The sequence below is a fragment of the Prevotella sp. tf2-5 genome (assembly GCF_900115435.1).
GTDB lineage: Bacteria > Bacteroidota > Bacteroidia > Bacteroidales > Bacteroidaceae > Prevotella.
On sequence record NZ_FOWK01000005.1, the window covers coordinates 202,406 to 225,754 of the forward strand.

A 23,349-nucleotide genomic window follows, 5' to 3' on the forward strand; every position below is an offset into this window, starting at 1 on the left:
CACACACATTAAGCTGATAAGAATAACAATAAACATGTTTAATAATTAATAATTACACTAATGATGAACAAGAAGTATTTGATGAGAGGCTTTGCCGCATTGGCACTCGTTGCTGGCTTCAGCAGCTGTGTTAAGGATGTGGACGGCACAAGCCAAAAAGAGATTGATGATCGTTCTAAGGAGAATGCTGAGATGCAGCTCGGTATCTCGATTCCCGATGGACAGACTTGGGACATGGCTTCACAGGTAGAGGCTAATGTAACAGTAAATGGTGACTATGGTGCAAAGTACACTGTCAGCATCTACGAGAACAACCCATTTATTAACAACACTGCTGTTGTATTAGGTAAGGCAGAAACTGTTAGTGGTGGTACAGCCAGCACCAGTTTCACATGTCCTGATGCCACAAAATCTGTTTTTGTAGCTATCAAGGATGAGAAAGGCTATTCTTATGTAAAGCCTGCCGCAGTTGTTGATGGTAAGATTGAGACCACCTTTGGTGGTGAGGCCGCTGCTGGTGCTCGCTCTATGAGAGCTGCAAACAGGAGTGCTGCTGATGATTTTGTAGTTAATGTTCGCACTATGCCTAATCTCTCTACTTATATTGATGATGCAGTAGCAATCAACGATGAGAATAACACAACAGATCCTGCTAACACGGTTCATCACTATCTGATTCCTGAGGGAACGACTTGGAGTAAGAATATTCCTCTTATTCAGTCTGGTAGTGGTATTTCTGTTTATGTACAGGGTACACTGAACATTAATGCCGAGCAGCGTGTAAATGGTGGTTGCGTATTCATCGTTGGTCCTAAGGGAAAAGTGAATATTGCAAACGGACAAAAGCTTGTTACCAATGCAAACAACGAAGCAGGTACTGTAGGTAGTTTCTATGTATATCCTGGTGGTGAAGTAAAGGGTGACAGGTTAGAGTTCGCTAACGGAACAGGTTCTTACAACTACAATGGTGGTACAATTGATGTTACTACTATCAATAACAATGGTGGTACACTTTACAATGCTGGTATCATAGAGGCAGACTACATGCTGGGTGGTGCTGGTCTGAGCATCTATGAAAATGCTGGTAAAGTTCACATCGGTGAGGCTCCCAAGGGTTCTAGCACAGCAAATACCCGTATCCACAACAACTGCTGGTGGGAATGCGATGGTACACAGGCTTGTCGCAATATCCAGCAGGGAGCTGGTGCTTACATCAAGGCTAGCAACTTGGACATGTCTAGCTCTCAGGACGGAACAAGTGATGTTGCTTACATCTGGGCTAAAGGGAATTCTCTGATTGCTATTTCTGGAAATGTTTCTTTAAATGGAGTTGACATTGTTGGACCTACAAGCAGCGATTATGCTTATATTCAGTTTGGTAAAATGACTTACGTTAATCATACTGGTGGTACGAATAGTAATTATGGTGTTGATAAAGTTACGCTTGGAGCTATCCAAAACAATGTCCGTATCAGTGTTGATACACCAGAGGTAGATAATAATGTTTATACTTTTACTCCATATGAGAAGTTAATCAATCTCCTTAATGGTACTTTCATGTATGCAACAGAAGAAAGAGATCAAGAATGGGGACAGTGGCACACAAATACTCCTGGCGAACAAATTGGTAATGGCAATGCCGTATTAGTTGCTAAAGGTCAGGTTAATGATGTGAAGACAGAGTCCGAGTGCTCTCCTGGTATCGATATCGTTCCTCCCACACCTATCTACGAGGAGCTGAAGGTTTACACCTACGCTTTCGAGGACCAGACTGTTGGTACTGACTACGATATGAACGATGTCGTGCTGAAGGTCAGCTACAAAGTGAAGAGCACCAATGCTGAGACTGGTGAGGTTGAGTACGACAAGACCAAGCTCGTAGCTACGCTGGTTGCCGCTGGTGCTACCTATAATATCAAGGTGAAGATTGGCAACACTTATCTCTTCAACGAACAGGAGATTCACGAAGCACTGGGTGTTAATCCAGGTGTGATGGTGAATACAGGTAATGGTAAGGCTCAGACAGCAACTCCTGTCTCTAGCGAGATTACTACTCCTACAGGACTTGCTGACGAAGATGGAAATATTGACTTCACCCAGCTGCCTGTAACTATTGAGGTTACAAGTACTGGCAAGAATTACTCTTATCCTAACACAGATCCGTATCCACATGCTGTGATGATTCCTGTTGACTGGAGATGGCCGCTGGAGCGTATCATCGTTACAGAGGCTTATCCTGGCACATCAAACGCAGATAAGGTTACTATCGATGGCGTTGATTATCCAGTGAACTCATTCGACGCTTGGGCAGCTACTCCTGCCGCAGATCGTACTCCTGCCATGAATGGCTGGTACAACAATCCTAATACTGGTTTGACGATGACTAATACATCGGCTGCCACCAACAATTAATTGAGTACATCAAATACTTAAATAATTTACTTGGAGAGTGGGGTATCTATGCGAATAGGTACCCCACTTCTTATCTTATTTAATGAATCAATAGGGAGGAGTTACCGTATTCCAATACCTGGAATAACGTGTTCCAATGCTTAGGATGTGAAATCGGGATAAAGGGGAACAAGTGTTCCATAGGGTGGAACAAAGTGTTCCATGGCATGGAATAAAGTGTTCCATGGGGTGGAACAAACTCGAAGGTGCCGCCTGTTATTGTCTTTAGCGGCAACTAGCGGCAACGATTTTTCGCCCTTGTCACCTGTAATCGCCTGTCAATCAAACAGTTTTGCAAGGCGGCAACGGTAACAAGGGTTTTTAAAAATACATGTAGGGAGTAATCCTTAATACACACCTCCGTCAGCAGGATAAAATTGGGAGTAAGGACCGAGACAGCCCAGCTGAATCCGTTATATGTGAGAAAAATTGGAGAAAAAATAAATGAATTTATTTTGTTCTTTACTCACTTATTCGTAACTTTGCAACAGAAATATTATCTAACTACCACAATTATGGAAACAAGGAAGTTCAAACAAGTTCCCTCGATTAATCGAGTTGGTGAGCGGAATCCAGCGATTCCAAAGCCTGTTGTCGTCAATTGCGGAAAGAAAAAATCAACTAATCATGGACGTACTATTACCCGCACCATGCGCTCAAATTCACGCACCATTGGTGCTGGAGAACCCATCAACTGGGACGAAGTGTATAGTGGATGCTAAAGTGGACACAGGTTCTTTTGCTACTGTCATTTCATCTACTACTCTGGAAAAGCTCGGATTAATTCCATTTACTGAAGACTGGGTGGAACTCGCAAACGGCGATCCTGCCTTAAGCAAGGTATGCATGTGTCGTTTACATTTGTCAGAAGACCAAGAGATGATAGATCTTCCGATTTATGTGATGAATAGTGATAATGAGCAAGCCCTGCTTGGTATGGATGTTCTGTCCCTGGGTGATTTTTCCTCGACTCATTATGATGATCCGCATGGTCATCATTGGCAAAGATTTCAATTTCAATTGCTGGATGACGAGTGGTTGGTATAAACTATTTTGCTTATCATATAAAAGACTAGCGGTTGACTTCAGTCAACCGCTATTTAATTGAAGTCGTAAATCCTTAATACACACCTCCGTCAGCAGGATAGAGATACCAGTCACGCGCTTTCGTACGGTCGAGGATCCACTCGCCGAAGGAATGCTCCCGCTCCTGGTAAGCACCAGAGATAATCGTGTTCTTATACATACCTATAGCCTCCTCCTCGACAGGATAGCGGTATTGGGAGTAAGGAACGACGACAGCCCAGCTGAATCCGTTATTATAACTCTGGGCGGCACCATTGTAGTATTTGTAGAGTACCTCCTCCAACTTATAGGTAAAGCTATGTATCTCCCAGAAGTGGTCGCCATCGGTACCATATTGCACCATGATGAAGGGGTCAAGTTCCGCAAGGGTGAAGTTACGAGCCTCGAACTCACTGTCAAAGGTGAAGGTATAGGTGACGGTCTTTGCGGGCTGCTTGGCACTGGTGCTGCTGGGATCGACCACCGTATTGAAATAGCGGCGATAGACGGAGCCGTCCTCTCCCAGTTTGTAGATGGCGAGATGGGCATCGTCGAAGAGGTTGATGACAAACTCATCGTTGAGCGACCTCTGGAAGTCTGTCCACTCCCCGGGGAAGTACTTTCGTGGCTGCTCAGGAGCGTTCATAAAGGTGGATTTCGGGTTACGCTCCACCTGGTCTTTCACCAGCGCATACCGACTTCCGACCCAACGGATGGCAGCACCTATCTGGGCAGGTGTAGAAGAAGTGCCTATCCAGCCCACTGCGTGGAGCGTGACATGCACATCAACCGTCGTCTCACCAGTAAGCTCCTTCGTCAGACTCAGCACCAGGTCGTTATAATCCCAGTCGCCGGGGTTGGGGTAGTTAGCCTCGAAACCATACACCAACTTCTGTGGGACGACCGCCTTCGGGGTACCCGAAGGAAGGGTGTTGACAAGATCTATCTCACCTCCTATCTTACCCTTCGTCAGAGAGATGTAGTTGCCATACCTGTCAAGGACGGCGACATAGACGGATGAGATATGGGAAGGAGCCAGATACGTCATGTTCTTACTGATGGTAGAGGAGGTGAACGACTCTGCCAGTATCTCTACGTCCGACTCGTCGAAGGGGTTGCCGGAGAGGATCAGCAACTTATGGGCGTCGTTGACATTACCCTTGATAAAGGTGTTTGTCACACTGGTGAGCAACCAAGTATGCGAGCCGTCGATCTGGTCCACAGGGAAGGTACCCTCCAACTGGTCCTCATAGCCATAATATTTAAACTTGTCACGTATGCAACCACTCAAAGCAGTAGTGAATGCTGCTATAATTAATAAGGTGTAGGTTATGTTCTTTTTCATGCCTTTATGCTTTTGGGGTGTAAAATTACAAAAAAGGATGGAACTTCGAACTATTTCACAGACAAAATATGGTTTTATGCAAACGATTCTGCACGATTTAATATTATTTAACACTACAACTACATCCTTTTCTAAATAAATAATGTATTTTTGCAACGTATTCTCTAACAGTGAACAAAATAATTATATTTATAATCATTAAAAATTTAGGAAGATGAAAAAGTTATTTTTGATGGGTTTTGTAGCCCTCGGACTCGCTAGTTGCGTTAGCGACAAGGAAGTAGCTCCACAGACTCAGGATCAGAAGTACGAGAAGGCTTTTGAGGCTCTTGTAGGTGGACAAGTTAATCCCAATGTAAACTGGGGATTCAATGATCAGACTCCTCTGCAGTTTGACGCTGACGGCAAACTGATAGGTGGAGTGCGTGGCAGTGATGATAACGGTACAGAATGGGGTAAATATGTAGAAGTACCAGAGCCCCTGACAGACGCTCAAAAAGAAGTTGTAAGAGATTGGTTCCAGACACATCGCTATGTTGAAGGTGTTGCTGTTAACTGGAGTGACTTCTTCGTTCAGCAGGTTTATAAAGGTGGTGATCATCCAACAGCAGATTGCCCAGAGAAATATGAGGCAGAAGACGGTAACTTGTATACTGGCTCAAACCAAATGGATAAGTTGACATGTGGTACCAACTCCGAGCATATCAACAACTTCAACAATGGCTATGGTTCTAATAAGCCCAACATCTGCTATGGTTACAGACCTGCGGCTTATGAGAACGAAGATCTCAACAACCGTGTAGTAAGGGGTGAAGACAATATCAACTTTAAAGTAAATGCCTCAACAGAGTGCTTCGGTTATTATAATTCAGCTAGTAGCCAGCAGCGAAATGACAAATTTGTTATCATTCCTGGTGATTGGATTGATGAAAGTGTTGCCGGTATGTGGTTTGTAGGACTTGACTTTGAGGGTAAGTTAAAGACTGAAGCAGGTGCAAACCTGAATCAGGCCATTACCGCCGACGGTTATTACAGCGATTGGATTGTACGTATTACCCCAGGACTCTATAAAGATGCAGATCGTGTCTTCGCTGAGGACTTGATTGACAGCAGTCTTGAAAAGGTTGACGTCAGCGACTGGGACTTCAACGATGCAGTATTCGATGTACGCTTTGTATGGGAAGGTTCAGATAAATATGCTCTTATAACACTTTGGGCAGCTGGTGGTACCAAGGACCTGACTGTTGCCGGCAAGGAAGTTCATGAGTTGTTTGGCAAGTCTACTGGTACGATGATTAACACCAACGCTAATGGTGGTGTAGATGGTCTGGCTCCTGTTATCTTCCGTGTGAAGACTGACGCTACAAATGCTATCAACATTCCTGTAAAGGTTAATAGAACAATTGAGTTGGAGGCAATAACAGGTGAGGCTACCCAGAAGATGGCTGTTGCTTATGGCACTAAGTGGATGAAGGAGCGCAAGATTATCACCGGTAGCTATACTGAGTTCCAGAAATATGTTCGCACCGACAATCCTAAGGATTGGTATAAGACTGTTACCAACGAAGGTGACCTTTATACTTCAAACATTAGTGTTTGGAAATATAAGAATTAATCCGAACCCATCAAATACAATCATAAACAATCTTTTTGAAGGAGTGCCTGCGTGATGCAGGCACTCCTTTTTTTGCCTTATTATTGTCAATTAACTCAGTAGTATCTTTGGCTTCGTCGAAGGTACTTACGTTCGAAAAATTGCAAATAAATTTGCATTTTCACTCACTTATTTGTACCTTTGCAGAATGCAAGACGACGAAAGGAAAATCGACAGTTATAAGACGCTGAAAGTCTATCAGAAGACTATCTGCGTCTTCGATATTACTTGCTATTTCGTTGAGCGATTCCTCGATCGAGGACATGATCGCACCGTTGACCAAATGCAACAGGCAGCCCGTTCGGGTAAGCAGAATATCGTGGAAGGATATAGCGATGCCGAGACGCTGGCTATGCTGCATGGCTACATCAAGTTTATCAATCGGAAAAAACAATAGACTATGGTACTGAATTATATATGGGTCGCTTTCTTCCTGCTTGCCTTCGTGATAGCAGTGGTGAAGCTGATATTCTGGGGAGACATGGAAGTGTTCCCCGCGATGATGGACTCCACGTTCTCATCCTCAAAGACAGCGTTTGAGATCTCGTTAGGACTGACCGGTGTGCTGGCGCTATGGTTAGGTGTGATGAAAGTCGGTGAGAAAGGAGGTGTTGTCAATTTCCTGGCTCGTCTCCTGGCACCCGTTTTCTCCAAGCTCTTCCCAGACATCCCCAAGGGTCACCCGGTGACGGGCTCTATCTTCATGAATATCGCCGCCAACATGCTAGGACTCGACAATGCAGCGACACCCCTCGGACTGAAGGCGATGGAACAGATGCAGGAGCTGAACCCTAAGAAAGACACAGCATGGAACCCGATGATCATGTTCCTCGTGCTGAACACCAGTGGACTGACCCTCATCCCCGTCTCTATCATGGTATACCGTGTACAGATGGGAGCGCAGCAGCCTACGGACATCTTCATGCCCATCCTGCTCGCCACCTTCTTCTCGACACTGGTGGGTATCATCGTCACTTCCCTCTTCCAGCGTATCAACCTCCTCAACCGCACCATGCTGTTGACACTGGGTGGCGCCTGTGCCGCGGTGGCTGGTATCATCTGGGGCTTCTCGCAGATGGACAGCGAGACGATGAACAAGGTAAGTACTACTGTGGCGAATATCCTGTTGATGACCATCATCGTGAGTTTCATCGCAGCAGGTGTGCGGAAGAAGGTGAATGTATACGATGCCTTCATCGAAGGAGCGAAAGACGGGTTCAACACGGCAATCCGCATCATCCCCTACCTCGTGGCTATCCTCGTGGGCATCGGAGTGTTCCGTGCCTCTGGTGCTATGGATATGCTGATAGGTGGCATGCGCTGGTGTGTGGAACTGACAGGTGCCAACGCCCAGTGGGTGGACGCGATGCCCACAGCACTGATGAAACCCCTCAGCGGCTCTGGTGCGAGAGGTATGATGGTGGATGCCATGACAACCTATGGCGCCGACTCGTTCGTTGGTCGCCTGTCGTGTGTGTTCCAAGGCTCCACAGACACCACCTTCTATATCCTCGCCGTATACTTCGGCTCTGTGGGTATCGCCAAGACCCGCCATGCCGTAGCCTGCGGCTTGATAGCCGACCTGGCAGGTGTCATTGCGGCGATAGCGATTTGTTATTTATTCTTTGGATAGGAACTATAGGGACTATAGGAACAATAATAAAAAAATTATGGGAAAACTCACAGCGATCTTTAAGGACACAGCCATCTACGGGCTCTCGAGCATCATCGGGCGCTTCCTGAACTACCTGCTCGTCCCCCTGTATACGGCACAGTTGTCGGCAGCAAGTGGCGGCTATGGTGTCATCACGAACATCTATGCCTATGTGGCATTGGTGCTGGTGCTGCTGACCTTCGGTATGGAGACCACCTATTTCCGTTTCACCAACAAGACACACACCGACTCCAATACCGTCTATTCCACTACCCTCATCAGTGTGGGTACCGTCTCTCTGTTGTTTGCCATAGTGGTATTGCTGTTCCTCTCACCCATCAGTCAGGTGATGGGTTATGGCAAGCATCCGGAATATGTTGGTGTGATGGCAGTGACGGTGGCGATTGACGCTTTCCTCTGTATCCCCTTCGCTCACCTGCGCCAGCAGAAGAAAGCACTGAAGTTTGCGGCACTGAAACTGTTGAATATCATCGTCAGCATCCTCTTGAACGTCATCTATTTCGCATGGCTCGACGGCAAGGACGTGGGTTATGCGTTCTATATCAACCTGGTCTGTACGGTAATGCTTGCCGCTTGTCTGATCACAGAGTATGCTGGTTTCCGTTGGAAGCTCGATACACAGTTGCTGCGCACGATGCTCAACTACTCATGGCCCATCCTCGTGCTGGGTGTCGCCGGTATCCTGAACCAGACAGCCGACAAGATGCTGTTCCCATATATATATAAAGGTGAGGACATGCAGACACAGCTGGGTATCTATGGAGCTTGTTCGAAGATCGCGATGATTATGGCGATGATCACACAGGCGTTCCGCTTTGCCTATGAGCCCATCGTCTTTGCAGGAGTCAAGGACAAGGGACAACATGAGATGTATGCGCAGGCGATGAAATATTTCATCATCTTCACCCTCCTTGCCTTCCTGGTGGTGGTGGGTTATATGGATATCCTGAAATACATTATCGGTGCCGACTACTGGACGGGTCTGCGTGTGGTACCTATCGTGATGGCTGCAGAGATCATGATGGGCATCTATTTCAACCTGTCGTTCTGGTATAAGGTCATCGACAAGACCATCTGGGGTGCTGTCTTCTCCGGTATCGGCTGCTCCGTACTCTTATTGGTCAATATCATCTTCGTACCCCAATACGGGTTTATCGCCTGTGCATGGGGTGGCTTCGCCGGCTATGGTGTCGCTATGATTATCTCCTATTTTGTAGGACAGAAATACTATCCCATCAACTATCCGCTGAAGGAGATCGCCATCTACCTGCTGCTTGCCTTCGCCATCTATGAGATGATGCAGAAACTCACGGAATGGCATGTCGCCTTGTCGCTGACTGCTAATACCATCCTCATAGGTATCTTCGTCGCCTATATCATCTGGAGAGACTTGCCACTGGACGGAATATTGAGGAGATTAAAGATTAAAAATTAAAGATTAAAAATTAAGATTTAAAAATTAAAGATATGAAGAAATTATTATTAAGTCTGATGTGTCTTTGCTCCCTTGGAGCCCATGCCGATGAGGGTATGTGGACGCTCTACAATCTGCCTAACGCCATCTTCGAACAGATGAAGCAGTATGGTTTCCAGCTCCCTATGGATCAGCTTTACCAGAGTGACAATGCCGTGAAGAACGCGGTCATCAACTTTGGAGGCTACTGCTCGGGTGTCGTGGTATCACCCGACGGACTGGTATTCACCAACCACCACTGTGGCTTTGAGTGTATCCGCAGCCATTCTACTGTCGAGCACGACTACATGCTGAATGGTTTCATCGCCAAGTCATACGCTGAGGAACTTCCTAACGAGGACCTCTTTGTGAGTTTCATGGTGGAGCAGAAAGATGTGACGGACTCCCTCAACAGTCTCGGACTGAGCAGTCTGCCTGTCGAGAAGGTGAGTGACTTTGTCGACTCTGTCGAGAACGCATGGAGCAAGAGTATCCGTCAACAGGACTCTACCCTCCGTGTGGAGGTGAAACCTTTCTATGAAGGCAACAAATACTATCTGACGACCTATCGTGACTTTGAGGATGTCCGCCTGGTATTCTCCGTTCCTAAGTCGATGGGTAAGTTCGGTGGTGAGACAGACAACTGGATGTGGCCCCGCCAGACCTGTGACTATAGTGTGTTCCGTATCTATGCCGACCCCAAGACCAACGGTCCTGCCAAATACTCCAAGGACAATGTTCCCTATCATCCCAAATCATGGGCAAAGGTGTCTATGGACGGTTATAAGCCTGGCGACTTCGCGATGATCATGGGTTATCCCGGCTCTACCAGCCGCTACCTCAGCAGCTATGGTATCAAGGAGCGTCATGATGCCATCAATGCTCCCCGCGTACAGGTCCGTGGTGTCAAACAGGAGATCATGCTGCGCCATATGCGTGCTGACGAGGCTGTACGTATCAAATATGACTCTAAGTATGCCAATAGCTCTAACTACTGGAAGAACTCCATTGGTATGAACAAGTGTATCGACTCCATCGGACTCATCCAGCAGAAGCAGGAGTTTGAGATGAGACTGAGACAGTGGCAGGAGGAGACAGGGTATCTGAAAGGACAGCTCGACTTCGACAAGATGGCAGAGCTCTACCAGAAACGGCTCGCACTGACTCGTGTCCGCACCTTGTTCACGGAGACCTTCCTTGCGCAAGACCAGTTAAGTGCCCGTGCATGGAAAAGCAACTGGGGCATGAAGGTGGAGGGTCCTGAGGATCAACCCAAGAAACAGTATATCCAGTTCGACGATAATAGTGAGGAATGGGACGAGGCAACGGACAAGGAGATGCTCGCCGCCTTGTTGAAGAACTACCGCACACAGATGACCAATGCTGATTATCTTCCTGCTTTCTATCAGACTATTGACAAGAAATTCCATGGGGACTATACAGCCTATGTCAACGCGCTCTATAAGAAATCACAACTGATGAAGAACGGGAAACCTATCTATGTCAACAAGAAGAGCTATCAAAAGGACATGGGTGTGCAATATGGACTCGACCTCACAGAATTGCTTGCCAAGATAGGGGCAGACAGAAAACAACTGAGCTACGATATCGCAGAACAGGAGAAATGGCTCTGTGCCGCCAAGCTACGTATGGAGCAGGACCTGCCAAACTATTCTGATGCTAACTTCACCATGCGCATGACATACGGACAGATTGGGGAATACACCTTAGGAGGTCGTCCCTCCGGCTATTATACAACAGCACGCAGCCTGTGGGAGAAGATGCAGAAGGCTGATGACAACTTCGAGTATTTCGCAGAACCAGTGATGCACGAGCTGTTGTCGGCAAAGGACTATGGTAAGTATAGCGACCCGCTGACGGGTACCCTGCAACTGTGTTTCCTGTCGAACAACGATATCACTGGTGGTAACTCCGGTTCCCCTATCTTCAACGGCAAGGGCGAACTGCTGGGTCTTGCTTTTGACGGCAATTGGGACTCACTGGCAAGCGATATCTTCTTCGACCGTCAGTTGGCACGTACCATCAATGTCGACGTGCGTTTCATGCTCTATATGATGGACCGCTGGGGACATGCCGACCGATTATTGAAAGAAATCGGGGTTCAATAAAGAAAATGGGGTAACGACTTGTTACCCCATCTTTCTTTTCTTATTTCTTCTTCCTTGGCTTGCGGATAGCCCATCCTTCCTCACTGAAGTCAGGAACATTTCCTTTCAGTTTCATCCCCTTCGGATTAAGGAACTGCATCCACTCGTCCTTGCTGAAGGTTGTCTTCTTGGGTTCTTTGGGACTGGTACTTCTAGATTTTCTAGAGTCTCTAGATGATCTAGATGTTCTAGATTCATCCGCATCATTACAACGGACATCACGCCCCTTGTAATTCTGTCCATTCACGAATTTCATCACACGCTGGGCATCCTCCTCAGGAACCTCAAAATAGGACATGGTGGTCAACAAGTCGATATGTCCCACCTCCACATGACCTTTCACATTCTTATTGAGGAACTGCATCAGTTCACCAGGATAGAACCCGTCTTTCTTACCAAGGTTGATAAACAAACGACGGTAACCTGCTTCTGGTTTGCGGGAACCTCCCTCACGTTTCTCGCCACGCTTACCACGTTCCCGCTTCTCGCCACGCTCTTTCTTAGCACCTACAGGCTCTATCTCTGGTGCGTCGGCATAATATGCGAGGAAACGACCGAACTCCATAGAGACGATCTTCTTGATGAGGTCTTCCTTGTCGATATACTCGAAATAACGGTCGATGTCCTGCATGAAAGGCGCAATCTGCTCCTCGTCCACATCCGCCTTGACAATCTGGTCCATCACCTTATAGAGCTGTTTCTTACAGATCTCCTCGGCAGAGGGTATCTTCCCCTCTTCGAAAGCCTTACCAATCTCTTTCTCTATATTACGGATCTTATGTTTCTCACGAGAATGCACGATACTAAGAGAGGTTCCTTTCTTACCAGCACGCCCCGTACGTCCCGAGCGATGGGTATAGTTCTCGATATCATCAGGCAGTCCGTAGTTGATGACATGTGTCAGGTCATCAACATCCAAGCCACGTGCTGCCACATCGGTAGCCACCAGCAGCTGTACAGTATGCTGACGGAACTTCTGCATGGTAAGGTCACGCTGCTGTTGACTTAGGTCTCCATGCAGGGCCTCCGCATTATATCCGTCACGAATCAGTTTGTCTGCCACCTCCTGTGTCTCAAGCTTCGTACGACAAAAGATAATCGCAAAAATACGAGGGTAGAAGTCTACTAGTCGCTTCAATGCAAGATACTTGTCTTTCGCATTCACCATATAATAAATATGGTTCACATGCTCAGCACCCTCGTTACGGCTTCCCACTACGATCTCTTTGTAGTCATGGAGGTAACCTTTGGCGATACGCTCTATCTCCTTACTCATCGTAGCGGAGAAAAGCAGGGTGTTACGCTCTGTGGGTACCCCCTCCAAGATAGCGTCAATACTCTCTGAGAAGCCCATATTCAACATCTCGTCAGCCTCGTCGAGTACGACATTATACACATCTTCTAATTTGGCAACCCCACGATTCATCAGGTCTATCAACCGACCAGGTGTTGCCACGATAATCTGTACACCCTTGCGTAAAGAGCGAATCTGTTGCTCAATAGAGGCACCACCATAGACCGCCTCTATATGTATACCCTCCATGTACTTAGAGAAATCACGCAAGTCGTCCGCAATCTGCAGACAAAGCTCACGGGTAGGACTCAAAATGAGTGCCTGTGTCTCCTTGCGGGAGGTGTCAACACGTTGTAATACGGGAATACCAAATGCTGCCGTCTTACCCGTCCCCGTCTGGGCAAGGGCGATTACATCATTCTGGTTACCAAGTAAATAAGGGATTACTTCTTCCTGAACAGGCATAGGCTGTACAAAACCCATCTCCTCAATAGCGTGGCGAATCTCTTCGCAGACGCCTAATTCTTCAAATGTCTTCAAATCTAATGTTTTATAAATCGGGGACAAAGGTACGAATAAAAAGTGGGAAAATATAAAAGTCTCTCTTTTTTATATTTTTTTAGATATTCTATAGTTATTGTTTTCGGGAAATTTATTACCTTTGCAACCGAATTCGGTTCCCCAAAACGGGAAACTTTTCAAATCAAAAAACTAAAAAAGTTGTCCAAAAAGGAAAACTTTCCATGAACACAGAGTAATTAAAAACTTGATAATACATATAACAATGGAGATTAAAAACTTTACCATCACAAAACGAGACGGTTCTAAAGACCAGTTCTCATTAGACAAGATCATGAATGCGATCCTGAAGGCATTCGACAGTGTTGAACAACCCACTGACCTTGGAGCTATCTCTAAGATTCTCAGTCGATTAGATATTCGTAACGACATTACTGTCGAGGATATTCAGAATCAGGTAGAAGAGGCTCTGATGCATGAGGGCTACTATAAAGTGGCAAAGTCTTTCATGCTGTATCGCCAGGCTCACTCTGAGGATCGTGAGACACTTGCCAAGTTGCAGTTCTTGTCTGAATATTGCGATTCTGTGAATGCCGCCACTGGTTCAAAGTATGACGCAAATGCTAACGTGGAGCACAAGAACATTGCAACTTTGATTGGCGAGTTACCTAAATCCAACTTCATCCGTCTGAACCGCCGTCTGCTGACTGACCGTATCAAGAAGATGTATGGCAAGCAACTCGCTGACGAGTATATTGACAAGCTCACACACCATTTTATATATAAGAACGACGAGACGAGTCTTGCCAACTACTGCGCCTCTATCACGATGTATCCATGGCTCATCGGAGGTACCATTTCCATTGGTGGTAACTCCACAGCTCCTACCAACCTGAAGAGCTTTTGTGGTGGTTTCGTAAATATGGTGTTCATGGTATCCAGTATGCTGAGTGGAGCGTGTGCTACCCCAGAGTTCCTCATGTACATGAACTATTTCTTAGGCAAGGAATATGGACAAGACTATTATAAGCGTTCTAACGAACAAGCTGACCTCAGCCTGAAAAAGCGTACACTCGACAAGGTCATCACCGACTATTTCGAGCAGATTGTCTATACCTTGAACCAACCGACTGGTGCCCGTAACTATCAGGCAGTATTCTGGAACGTTGCCTATTATGACAAATACTACTTTGAGAGCATCTTCGGTGAGTTCTACTTCCCCGATGGCTCTAAACCTGACTGGGAAGGATTGTCCTGGTTGCAGAAGCGTTTTATGAAATGGTTCAACCAAGAGCGTACAAAGACCCTGCTGACCTTCCCTGTAGAGACCATGGCGCTGTTAACCGACAAGAACGGTGAGTGTCTGGATAAGGAATGGGGCGATTTCACAGCGGAGATGTATGCTGAAGGACATTCTTTCTTCACCTATATGAGTGATAATGCCGACTCACTGAGCTCCTGCTGTCGTCTGCGTAATGAAATTACAGACAACGGGTTCAGCTACACACTGGGTGCAGGTGGCGTATCAACGGGATCCAAGAGCGTGCTCACCATCAACCTTAACCGTTGTATCCAGTACGCTGTCAACCACAAGATAGATTACCTGGAGTACTTAGGTGGCGTCATTGATCTCTGCCATAAAGTACAGATGGCTTATAACGAGAACCTAAAGGAGTTGCAGGAGCATGGCATGCTGCCCCTTTTCGATGCCGGCTATATCAACATCAACCGCCAATACCTGACCATTGGTATCAACGGACTGGTAGAGGCTGCTGAGTTCATGGGACTGAAGATCACTCCTAACGATGACTACCTGCACTTCGTACAGGGCATTCTCGGACTTATCGAGAAATACAACAAACAATATCGCACAAAGGAGGTGATGTTCAACTGTGAAATGATTCCTGCTGAGAATGTGGGTGTGAAACACGCCAAGTGGGACCGTGAGGATGGATATTTCGTACCACGTGACTGCTACAACAGTTATTTCTATGTCGTAGAGGACGACTCGTTGACCATCATCGATAAGTTCAAGCTCCATGGCGCACCTTATATCGAGCACCTCACTGGCGGCTCTGCTCTTCACATGAATCTTGAGGAGCATCTCAGCAAACAGCAATATGCACATCTGTTGAAGGTGGCTGCTCAGGAGGGTTGTAACTACTTCACGTTCAACATCCCCAACACGGTATGTAATGACTGTGGACATATTGACAAGCGCTATCTGAAGGAATGTCCCCACTGTCATTCCAAGAACGTGGATTATATGACACGTATCATTGGCTATCTGAAGCGTGTCAGCAACTTCTCACAGCCTCGTCAGGAAGAGGCAGCACGCCGCTTCTATGCACATGCGAAGAGCGAGGTATAACAGTATCGTCAAATGCTAAAATACGTCAACACTGGCATCGTATTCCAAGAGATACCCGATGAAGTGACACTGGCAATTAATATCTCTAATTGCCCGTGTCGCTGTCCGGGTTGTCATAGCCATTATCTTTGGGAGGATATCGGGCTACCCCTGGATACGGATGCCATTGATGACTTCGTGAGGAAATATGGTACAGACATCACCTGTATCGCCTTTATGGGGGGAGACGGTGATCCAAAAGGAGTCAACCAACTGGCTCTCTATATCCATGAGACCTATCCTGAGTTCAAGGTGGCATGGTACAGTGGTCGTATCCGTATCACCTCGGCTATCTGTAAGACAGATTTTGACTATATCAAGATAGGACCATATATCAAACATCTTGGACCGTTAAAACAACCTACTACCAACCAACGGCTTTATCGCCAGACGGAGAACGGAGAGTGGGAGGATATCACCAATCGCTTTTGGAAGAAATAAACAATCATGAAAATTTGTATCTTTTGTTCCGCTAACAAAGACATAGACCCAGACTTCTTTACACTCACAGAAGAGTTGGGACGTTGGGCAGCAAAGCATCATCACTCTATCATATTTGGTGGGGTCAACCAAGGATTGATGGAGTGTGTGGCAAAAGGAGCTCATGAGGCTGGCGGACAAACCATCGGTATTATTCCCAGAGTTGTGGAACAGTCAGGACGTATCAGTGACTTTGTGGACGTGGAGATACTCTGTGATAACCTTAACGACCGCAAGCAACTGATGGAGGATAAAGCGGATGTTTTTATAGCTTTACCAGGAGGTATCGGCACACTGGATGAGATTTTCACCGTGGTAGCCTCAGCAACTATCGGATATCATGACAAAAAAGTGATACTCTACAATATGAAAGGATGTTGGGATTCGCTAATTGCCCTCCTGGATGATCTGCAAACCCGTGGCTTCACAAGAAAGAAATGGGAAGACCGGATACGGATTGTTCATTCTCTAGAGGAAATTGATCAACTACTGAATAATTGAACCCTTTGTATAAACCTGCCATAAAATATAATTATGAAAAAAATACTATTATTAGCGACCCTCCTGACCTTAACCCCTACTCTGTTGGAGATGAAGGCAGATGATTATGCGACCCTGCACGAAGAGAAGATACAGAACCCGATGCTATGGGCTGACGTGCCCGACCCAGATGTCATACGAGTGGATGACACCTTCTATATGGTGTCTACTACGATGCACCTGATGCCAGGGGCACCTATCATGGCTTCAAAAGACCTGAAGAACTGGGAGACGATCGGCTATATCTTCGACAAACTGACGGACTCACCCAAATACGATCTGCAGCAAGGAACAGTATATGGTCGAGGACAATGGGCAACCTCCCTCAAGTATCATCATGGAAAGTTCTATGCTTTGTTAGCTCCCAACGAGCGAGGAACAATGGGTGACACTTATATCTTCTCTGCTGAAAAAGCAGAAGGGCCTTGGACTATCGTATCCCGTATGCGCCATTTCCACGACTGCTCATTGTTCTTTGATGACGATAATCGAGTCTACGTCATCTATGGCACAGGAGAGTTAATGGAACTGAAACCCGATCTGTCGGATGTCATCGAAGGCACCCACCAACAGATCTTCCAACGTGAGGAGGATGAGAAAGGGCTGTTAGAGGGTAGCAGGATGATTAAGCACAATGGCAAGTACTACCTCTTGATGATTTCCCATACCTATGCTCCTGGCAGGCATCGTCGTGAGGTCTGCTACCGAGCCGACGACATCCATGGTCCATATGAGAAACAAGTCATTTTAGAGAGTGAGTTTGGTGGCTTCTCTTACGAGGCACAGGGGACGATTGTGGACACCCAAGATGGCGACTGGTATGGTATTATATTCCAAGACCGTGGTGGAGTAGGACGTGTCCTGACTCTTATGCCTTGTCGTTGGATTGATGGATGGCCGATGCTGGGTGACGAGAACGGGAAAGTACCTGACGCCATACGCCCCCTGAGAAGCAGTCAACCTACTACTGCCATCGTGAAAAGCGACGGTTTCACTGCAGACAGACTCGGACTCCATTGGCAATGGAATCATAACCCCATCGATGCGGCATGGTCACTGACAGAGCGTCCTGGGTTTCTCAGATTAAAGACCAATCGTATCGTCAAGAATCTCTATCTTGCACCTAACACCCTGACTCAACGTATGGAGGGACCTACTTGCAGTGGCAGTATCGCCATAGATATCTCAAAGATGAAGGATGGCGACTGTGCGGGACTTGCTGCTTTCAATAGTGATACTGGTGCTTTGATGGTTAAGAAAAAAGGGAAGAAACTCATACTGGAAATGCAGGAATTATCCGTCGCACTCACAGAACGTGACAAAGAAGTGACATCTGTCACAGAGAAAATCATAGAAAGTGTGTCTCTCTCCTCCCCCCTTTCTACTCTATATCTCCGTATCGATGCCGATTTCCGTCCTGTCAACGGTCACGGAAAGGATATCGCCAATTTCTACTATAGTCTGGATAGAGAACAATGGACGAAGATCGGTACAACAGACTACCAGTTACGCTTCGATTGGCAACGCTTTTTCATGGGTACGAAATTCGGCATTTTCTGCTATGCTACGAAGAAACCAGGAGGCTATATAGACATTGATAAGTTCTGCTATGAAAAAGGAAAACCATAGAAATAAAAAGACCTTTGCAAAATACTATCTGCAAAGGTCTTGCTTTTGAACCTAGTACCCAGACCCGGGCTCGAACCGGGATGGGTTGCCCCACTGGTGTTTGAGACCAGCGCGTCTACCGATTCCGCCATCTGGGCTCAAATGCGGGTGCAAAGTTACAAATAATTCTTGAGAATCCCTCCAAGAGAAATAAAAAAATTTTATTTTTCTTTATTTTTCTGATTTTTCTTGGTTCATCCTCTTATTTTTTGTATCTTCGTAGCATCATATGCAAACACCATCTAATTCTTATGAAAATTGACAAGGAAAATTATTGTATCATCCTAGCCGGAGGAAAAGGGAAACGCCTATGGCCCTGTAGCCGCAACGAGAAGCCCAAGCAATTTATCGACTTTTTTGGAGTCGGTCGTACACAACTTCAACAGACTTTCGACCGTTTCATCAAAATACTACCCAAGGAGAATGTCTTTATATGTACTAATAAAGAGTATGCTCCTATCGTCAGAGAACAACTGCCTGCTTTGCATGAGGAAAATCTGATGATTGAACCTGTTAACCGTGGTACAGCACCAAGTGTAGCATGGGCAACGATGAGGGTATGTCGAAGAAACCCGCAGGCAAACATCATTGTCACCCCCAGTGATCAACTGGTTCTAAACGAAGAGGCTTTCTATCAGAATCTTGAAGAGTCTTTCTATTTTGTCTCGCGACATGACAACCTGTTGGTACTAGGGGTACAGCCATCGCGTCCGGAGCCTGGCTATGGCTATATCCAAAAGGGTGATTTCATCCAACCCGAACGAGCGAAGGTTGCTAAAATCTGTACTGTGAAGTCATTTGTTGAAAAACCAGAACGTGACTTCGCACTAATGTTTATGAATAGCGGAGAATTTCTTTGGAACACAGGTATCATCCTGTCTAATGCCCAATATTTGAACTTATGTTTCCGCCAGCTGTTCCCAGAAGTACTGAATCGTTTTGACAACAGTCGGACGGATATCACTATTGAGGAAGAAATGGCATTTGTCTATGAGATTTATCCCTCCTATCCCAACCTGTCCATTGACCAGGGAGTACTGGAACATGGGGAAAATGTGTGTGTCATGAACTGTGACTTCGGATGGGCAGACCTGGGGACATGGCATGCTCTATACGAATACCTAAGCAGAGGAGAAGGTGATAACGTCATCGTTGACTCAGAGGTGATGATTGAGGATTCGCATAACAACGTCATCAAATTGCCAAAGGGCAGACTAGGTGTTATTAACGGACTCGACGGATATATCGTCGCAGAGAACGAGAATGTTCTGTTGATTTGCAAGAAAGGTGATTCCTCTGCGCTCGTCCGCAAATATGTGAATGAGGTGCAAATCAAATATGGGGATGAGTATGTGTAGACTCCCCCTAAACAGGGGGAGTTAAGAAGGTCAGATCAAAATGCCTTTTGTATTTTAGCAGCTATTTCCTTGAATTCCTCTTCAGAGAGTTTCAGTTTCTCCTTGCGGAAATCTGCATCCGCCTCACTCTGCATTGGGATCAGGTGTATATGGGCATGTGCTACCTCCAAGCCTAGTACGACCTGTGCCACTTTACGACAGGGAAAAGCTTTCTTGATAGCGATAGCGACACGCTTGGCAAACTGCTGATAACGTGCCAACTCATCATCATCCATATCAAAGAAATAGTCTATCTCACGACGGGGAATTACCAATGTTTGCCCCTTTACCAACGGGTTGATATCCAGAAAAGCGTAGAACTCATCGTTCTCCGCACATTTATAACTAGGAATCTCGCCCGCTGCGATTTTAGAAAAAATATCCATCTTTATTTGATTTATTTAGCTCTATATTATGCAATAGAAATATTGTCAATACGAAGCTTGATGATGCCACGAGGAATCTGTATCTCCACCTCATCACCTACTTTCTTTCCCAGCAAGCCTTGTGCAATAGGAGTCTTGATAGAAATCTTACCAGCACGCAGATCTGCTTCATTCTCGCTGACGATAGTGTATGACATCTTCGACTTCGTAGTGAGATTTGTCATCTCCACCTTCGTAAGAATCTGCACAGAGTCAGTACTCAGTCGAGAGGTATCCACAATTTTCGCCTCTGAAATTGTCACCTTCAACTGGTTGATCTTATCCTCTAAATGAGCCTGAGCCTCTTTCGCAGCGTCATACTCACTATTCTCACTCAAGTCGCCCTTCTCGCGTGCCTCTGCAATGGCTGCAGAAGCCTTAGGACGTTCCACCGCTTCCAGGCGGTGCAGTTCGGCCACCAACTTATCGTAGCCTTCTTGTGACATATAAGCCATACTTATCTAATTTTTAAATGTTCAAAAAAATAAAGAATTCCGACGCTGTTGTTGTCGAAATCCCTAGCGATTAATATGTTTTGTTTTCGACTGCAAAGATAGGTATTTATTTGCAATCAACCAAATTTTTTCGTGGAAAATCCTTCTTTGGAGTTGATTTATATCAAGAAAGTGTGCGGGCACAGGAAAAAATCCCTTTCAGAACTTGCAGATTTTCAGAATGTTCGTATCTTTGCATCGTGTTTTTCATAGTATTAGATTTAAGGTTAACAAAGATTTTTAGGAACTCAGCGGAGTTCCATTTTTTTTGCCCTTAAGCGAAGTACCACATAGATAACGATACCCGTCAAAAATCCCGCAATGGCGTCAATAACATAATGTGCATAGATATAGACGGTGGAAAAACACATCAATATAAAGAAAGGAAGCATAGAGAAGAAGAGTCCCTTACTACGAGTGTGGGCTGCCAAAAGCATGATCACAGTGGTCACCCCCACATGACTGCTGGGGAAGGCTGCTGTAGGACGTTCACCAGCATCATGGGTGATATCCAACAGATGATGGAATAATCCGTCACTCCATCCTGGTGATGCCATCCGCTCACTATGTGTCAGGAACCAATCCGTCAGATTGGGGAATATTCCTGCTGCTATCTTGTCTGTACCTACTGCTAAATAATAGAATTGCGGACCCGTGACAGGAAGAATGACAAAGATGCTGTAATAGACAAAAAAAGATGATATCAACACATAAGAAGCCATCCCGAATTCCTTATAGCGACGGAAAAAATAATAAAACAAGATGGTGACCATCAAGGGGAAATAACTGACATAGCCTAAACACATCAACTCGGAGAACCAGCCCCAAGGACATACCTGTGAGAACAACAAGGCTGGCTGACAGCCAAACAATTGTTGCTCCCATCCTGCAAAGAGATGGTCGAGATTGGGAAGGACACGGTTGACCTCATAGGTATCGGGATAAAACCACGACAACGTAATCATTAACGCCAACACTCGTAAGAGACGTGTCAGTTTGCATGGTCTCCAACAATAGAGCATCCACATCGCAATAATGAGGAGAACCACTTCCAGACGCATCACCAACATCTGTATAGGATGCACCTGCCTATCCCAGAAACAAGCCATCAACAAGATGGTATAGGCGATATAGACGAAGATGAATATCTCGACTGCCCAGAGGGATTTGGTGGAGGAAGGAGTGTGGAGAGAAGAGGATGTCATAGCCAGTGATTTTCTTTGTACCATTGGATGCTGCGCCGAACACCCTCTGCAAGTTTGACTTTCGGATCATAACTCAGTTCCTGACGAGCTGGTTGGATATCGCAACGCCAGTTACGCTGACGGAGAATATTAAACTTATCATTATTCAATACCGACATCTTACCTGTTTTCTTACCCCACCAGTCGCCAACGCTGGTGATGATACGTAACAGCCAGATGGGAGCCGTCACGCGGATCCACCAAGGTTTTCCTAACTCTTTATGGACCAGATCGCTGAAGGTCGCTGACTGGTAGACCTCACCGTCAGAGAGGAAATATTTCCGCCCTATCTCCCCTTTCTCTAAGGCGAGGAAGATGGCCTGTACCACATCAGTGACATAGACAAAGGTGATGTCCTGACACTGGAAGCCCACAGCAAAGTCCATATGATTCTTGATACTTTGTATCTGCAGGAAATAATCTCGTTCACGAGGACCATAGACTCCTGTGGGACGGAGGATGATGTAGGGGAAAGGTGAGTGGAGGGTGTCCAAGAACTTCTCTGCCTCTAATTTACTCTTCCCATAGGCAGTATTCGGCTTAGCCTCATCACTCTCACGAATCTCATCATAGGGCTGTTGCTCACGAATCGCACCCATAATACTAAGGCTACTGATATATACGAAACGCTTCAATCCTTTCTGTGTAGCTATCAGTGCTTGTACGAAAAACCTAGTTCCCTCTGTATTGATCCGGAAGAAATCCTCTATATGCAGACATTTCGTAGCTCCTGCGGCATGCACCACATAATCGAACTCATACCCATTCAATTGTGCCTCTAACCGCTCTTGTGACGAGAAATCCAGTTCGATGAAGTGGATACGCTCATCCTGCAGGAAAGCTTTCGAGCTGGATTTGCGAATTGCCGCCCATGTCTCAAAACCCCTTTTTAGTGCTTCCTCCACGATAAAAGAGCCTATAAATCCACTTGCACCAGTGATAAGTATCTTCATTTTATGAATATTTTGCATGCAAAGGTACGATTAAATGAATACAAAAACAAAGAATTATCTTCTTTTTTGTTGAATGTGAGTACCTTCGCTTATTTTTTATGAGCAAAGGTACAC

General features: G+C 45.9%; 19 protein-coding genes and 1 tRNA gene. 13 read left to right on the plus strand and 7 right to left on the minus strand.

Features of this window, described 5'->3' with window-relative positions:
- Positions 1–60 precede the first annotated feature (60 nt).
- The 3 genes from BM257_RS07350 (at position 61) to BM257_RS07355 (ending at position 3,498) form a co-directional block, all read left to right on the plus strand.
- On the plus strand, positions 61–2,412 hold the full coding sequence (locus tag BM257_RS07350) for a DUF4842 domain-containing protein (RefSeq protein ID WP_092070420.1): 2,352 nt from the start codon (positions 61–63) through the stop codon (positions 2,410–2,412).
- A gap of 554 nt (positions 2,413–2,966) precedes the next feature.
- Positions 2,967–3,173 carry a hypothetical protein gene (locus BM257_RS14815; protein WP_177216046.1) on the plus strand — a complete coding sequence of 69 codons (207 nt, stop codon included), beginning with the start codon at positions 2,967–2,969 and terminating at the stop codon, positions 3,171–3,173.
- Positions 3,163–3,498, plus strand: coding sequence for a retropepsin-like aspartic protease (locus BM257_RS07355; protein ID WP_177216047.1), 336 nt, complete (start codon positions 3,163–3,165; stop codon positions 3,496–3,498). The genes BM257_RS14815 and BM257_RS07355 overlap by 11 nt, the downstream gene beginning before the upstream one ends.
- A gap of 73 nt (positions 3,499–3,571) precedes the next feature.
- On the opposite strand, the gene BM257_RS07360 is transcribed toward BM257_RS07355, so the two are convergent.
- Positions 3,572–4,861 (minus strand): LruC domain-containing protein, encoded by a 1,290-nt coding sequence (locus BM257_RS07360; protein WP_092070426.1) that lies wholly within the window; start codon positions 4,859–4,861, stop codon positions 3,572–3,574.
- A gap of 214 nt (positions 4,862–5,075) precedes the next feature.
- Between BM257_RS07360 and BM257_RS07365 the strand changes: the two genes are divergently transcribed.
- The 5 genes from BM257_RS07365 (at position 5,076) to BM257_RS07385 (ending at position 11,772) form a co-directional block, all read left to right on the plus strand.
- On the plus strand, positions 5,076–6,476 hold the full coding sequence (locus tag BM257_RS07365) for a hypothetical protein (RefSeq protein ID WP_092070429.1): 1,401 nt from the start codon (positions 5,076–5,078) through the stop codon (positions 6,474–6,476).
- 187 nt (positions 6,477–6,663) lie between these two features.
- Positions 6,664–6,912 carry a four helix bundle protein gene (locus BM257_RS07370; RefSeq protein ID WP_092070432.1) on the plus strand — a complete coding sequence of 83 codons (249 nt, stop codon included), beginning with the start codon at positions 6,664–6,666 and terminating at the stop codon, positions 6,910–6,912.
- Positions 6,913–6,915: 3 nt separating this feature from the next.
- On the plus strand, positions 6,916–8,148 hold the full coding sequence (locus BM257_RS07375; protein WP_092070434.1) for a nucleoside recognition domain-containing protein: 1,233 nt from the start codon (positions 6,916–6,918) through the stop codon (positions 8,146–8,148).
- A gap of 37 nt (positions 8,149–8,185) precedes the next feature.
- Positions 8,186–9,625, plus strand: a complete 1,440-nt coding sequence (locus BM257_RS07380) for a lipopolysaccharide biosynthesis protein (protein WP_092070437.1) — start codon at positions 8,186–8,188, stop codon at positions 9,623–9,625.
- A 32-nt stretch (positions 9,626–9,657) separates the two neighbouring features.
- Entirely contained in the window at positions 9,658–11,772 is a 2,115-nt protein-coding gene (locus tag BM257_RS07385) for a S46 family peptidase (protein ID WP_092070441.1), read from the plus strand.
- Positions 11,773–11,812: 40 nt separating this feature from the next.
- Here the strand turns inward: BM257_RS07385 and BM257_RS07390 are convergent, their stop codons facing one another.
- Entirely contained in the window at positions 11,813–13,645 is a 1,833-nt protein-coding gene (locus tag BM257_RS07390) for a DEAD/DEAH box helicase (protein ID WP_092070444.1), read from the minus strand.
- Positions 13,646–13,889: 244 nt separating this feature from the next.
- On the opposite strand from BM257_RS07390, the gene nrdD reads away from it, so the two are divergent.
- The 4 genes from nrdD to BM257_RS07410 are packed head-to-tail and all read left to right on the plus strand — an operon-like array spanning position 13,890 to position 18,683.
- A complete protein-coding gene (gene nrdD, locus BM257_RS07395) occupies positions 13,890–15,995 on the plus strand; it encodes an anaerobic ribonucleoside-triphosphate reductase (protein WP_092070447.1) in 2,106 nt (701 codons plus the stop codon).
- 12 nt (positions 15,996–16,007) lie between these two features.
- Positions 16,008–16,475: an anaerobic ribonucleoside-triphosphate reductase activating protein gene (gene nrdG, locus BM257_RS07400; RefSeq protein ID WP_092070450.1), complete on the plus strand. Its 468-nt coding sequence runs from the start codon at positions 16,008–16,010 to the stop codon at positions 16,473–16,475.
- 6 nt (positions 16,476–16,481) lie between these two features.
- A complete protein-coding gene (locus BM257_RS07405) occupies positions 16,482–17,015 on the plus strand; it encodes an LOG family protein (protein WP_092070453.1) in 534 nt (177 codons plus the stop codon).
- A 33-nt stretch (positions 17,016–17,048) separates the two neighbouring features.
- Positions 17,049–18,683: a glycoside hydrolase family 43 protein gene (locus BM257_RS07410; RefSeq protein WP_092070456.1), complete on the plus strand. Its 1,635-nt coding sequence runs from the start codon at positions 17,049–17,051 to the stop codon at positions 18,681–18,683.
- A 55-nt stretch (positions 18,684–18,738) separates the two neighbouring features.
- Here BM257_RS07410 and BM257_RS07415 read toward each other — a convergent pair.
- Positions 18,739–18,820, minus strand: a tRNA-Leu gene (locus BM257_RS07415).
- A gap of 153 nt (positions 18,821–18,973) precedes the next feature.
- Here BM257_RS07415 and BM257_RS07420 point away from each other — a divergent pair.
- Positions 18,974–20,080, plus strand: a complete 1,107-nt coding sequence (locus BM257_RS07420; protein ID WP_092070459.1) for a mannose-1-phosphate guanylyltransferase — start codon at positions 18,974–18,976, stop codon at positions 20,078–20,080.
- Positions 20,081–20,115: 35 nt separating this feature from the next.
- Here BM257_RS07420 and BM257_RS07425 read toward each other — a convergent pair whose 3' ends face one another.
- The 4 genes from BM257_RS07425 to BM257_RS07440 form a co-directional block, all read right to left on the minus strand.
- Positions 20,116–20,505 carry an HIT family protein gene (locus BM257_RS07425; protein ID WP_092070462.1) on the minus strand — a complete coding sequence of 130 codons (390 nt, stop codon included), beginning with the start codon at positions 20,503–20,505 and terminating at the stop codon, positions 20,116–20,118.
- A gap of 26 nt (positions 20,506–20,531) precedes the next feature.
- On the minus strand, positions 20,532–20,999 hold the full coding sequence (greA, locus tag BM257_RS07430; protein ID WP_092070464.1) for a transcription elongation factor GreA: 468 nt from the start codon (positions 20,997–20,999) through the stop codon (positions 20,532–20,534).
- Between the two features lie 287 nt (positions 21,000–21,286).
- Complete coding sequence (locus BM257_RS07435) at positions 21,287–22,267, minus strand: phosphatase PAP2 family protein (protein WP_255405627.1); 981 nt, start codon at positions 22,265–22,267, stop codon at positions 21,287–21,289.
- Complete coding sequence (locus BM257_RS07440) at positions 22,240–23,235, minus strand: NAD-dependent epimerase/dehydratase family protein (protein WP_092070467.1); 996 nt, start codon at positions 23,233–23,235, stop codon at positions 22,240–22,242. The genes BM257_RS07435 and BM257_RS07440 overlap by 28 nt, the downstream gene beginning before the upstream one ends.
- Positions 23,236–23,349 lie beyond the last annotated feature (114 nt).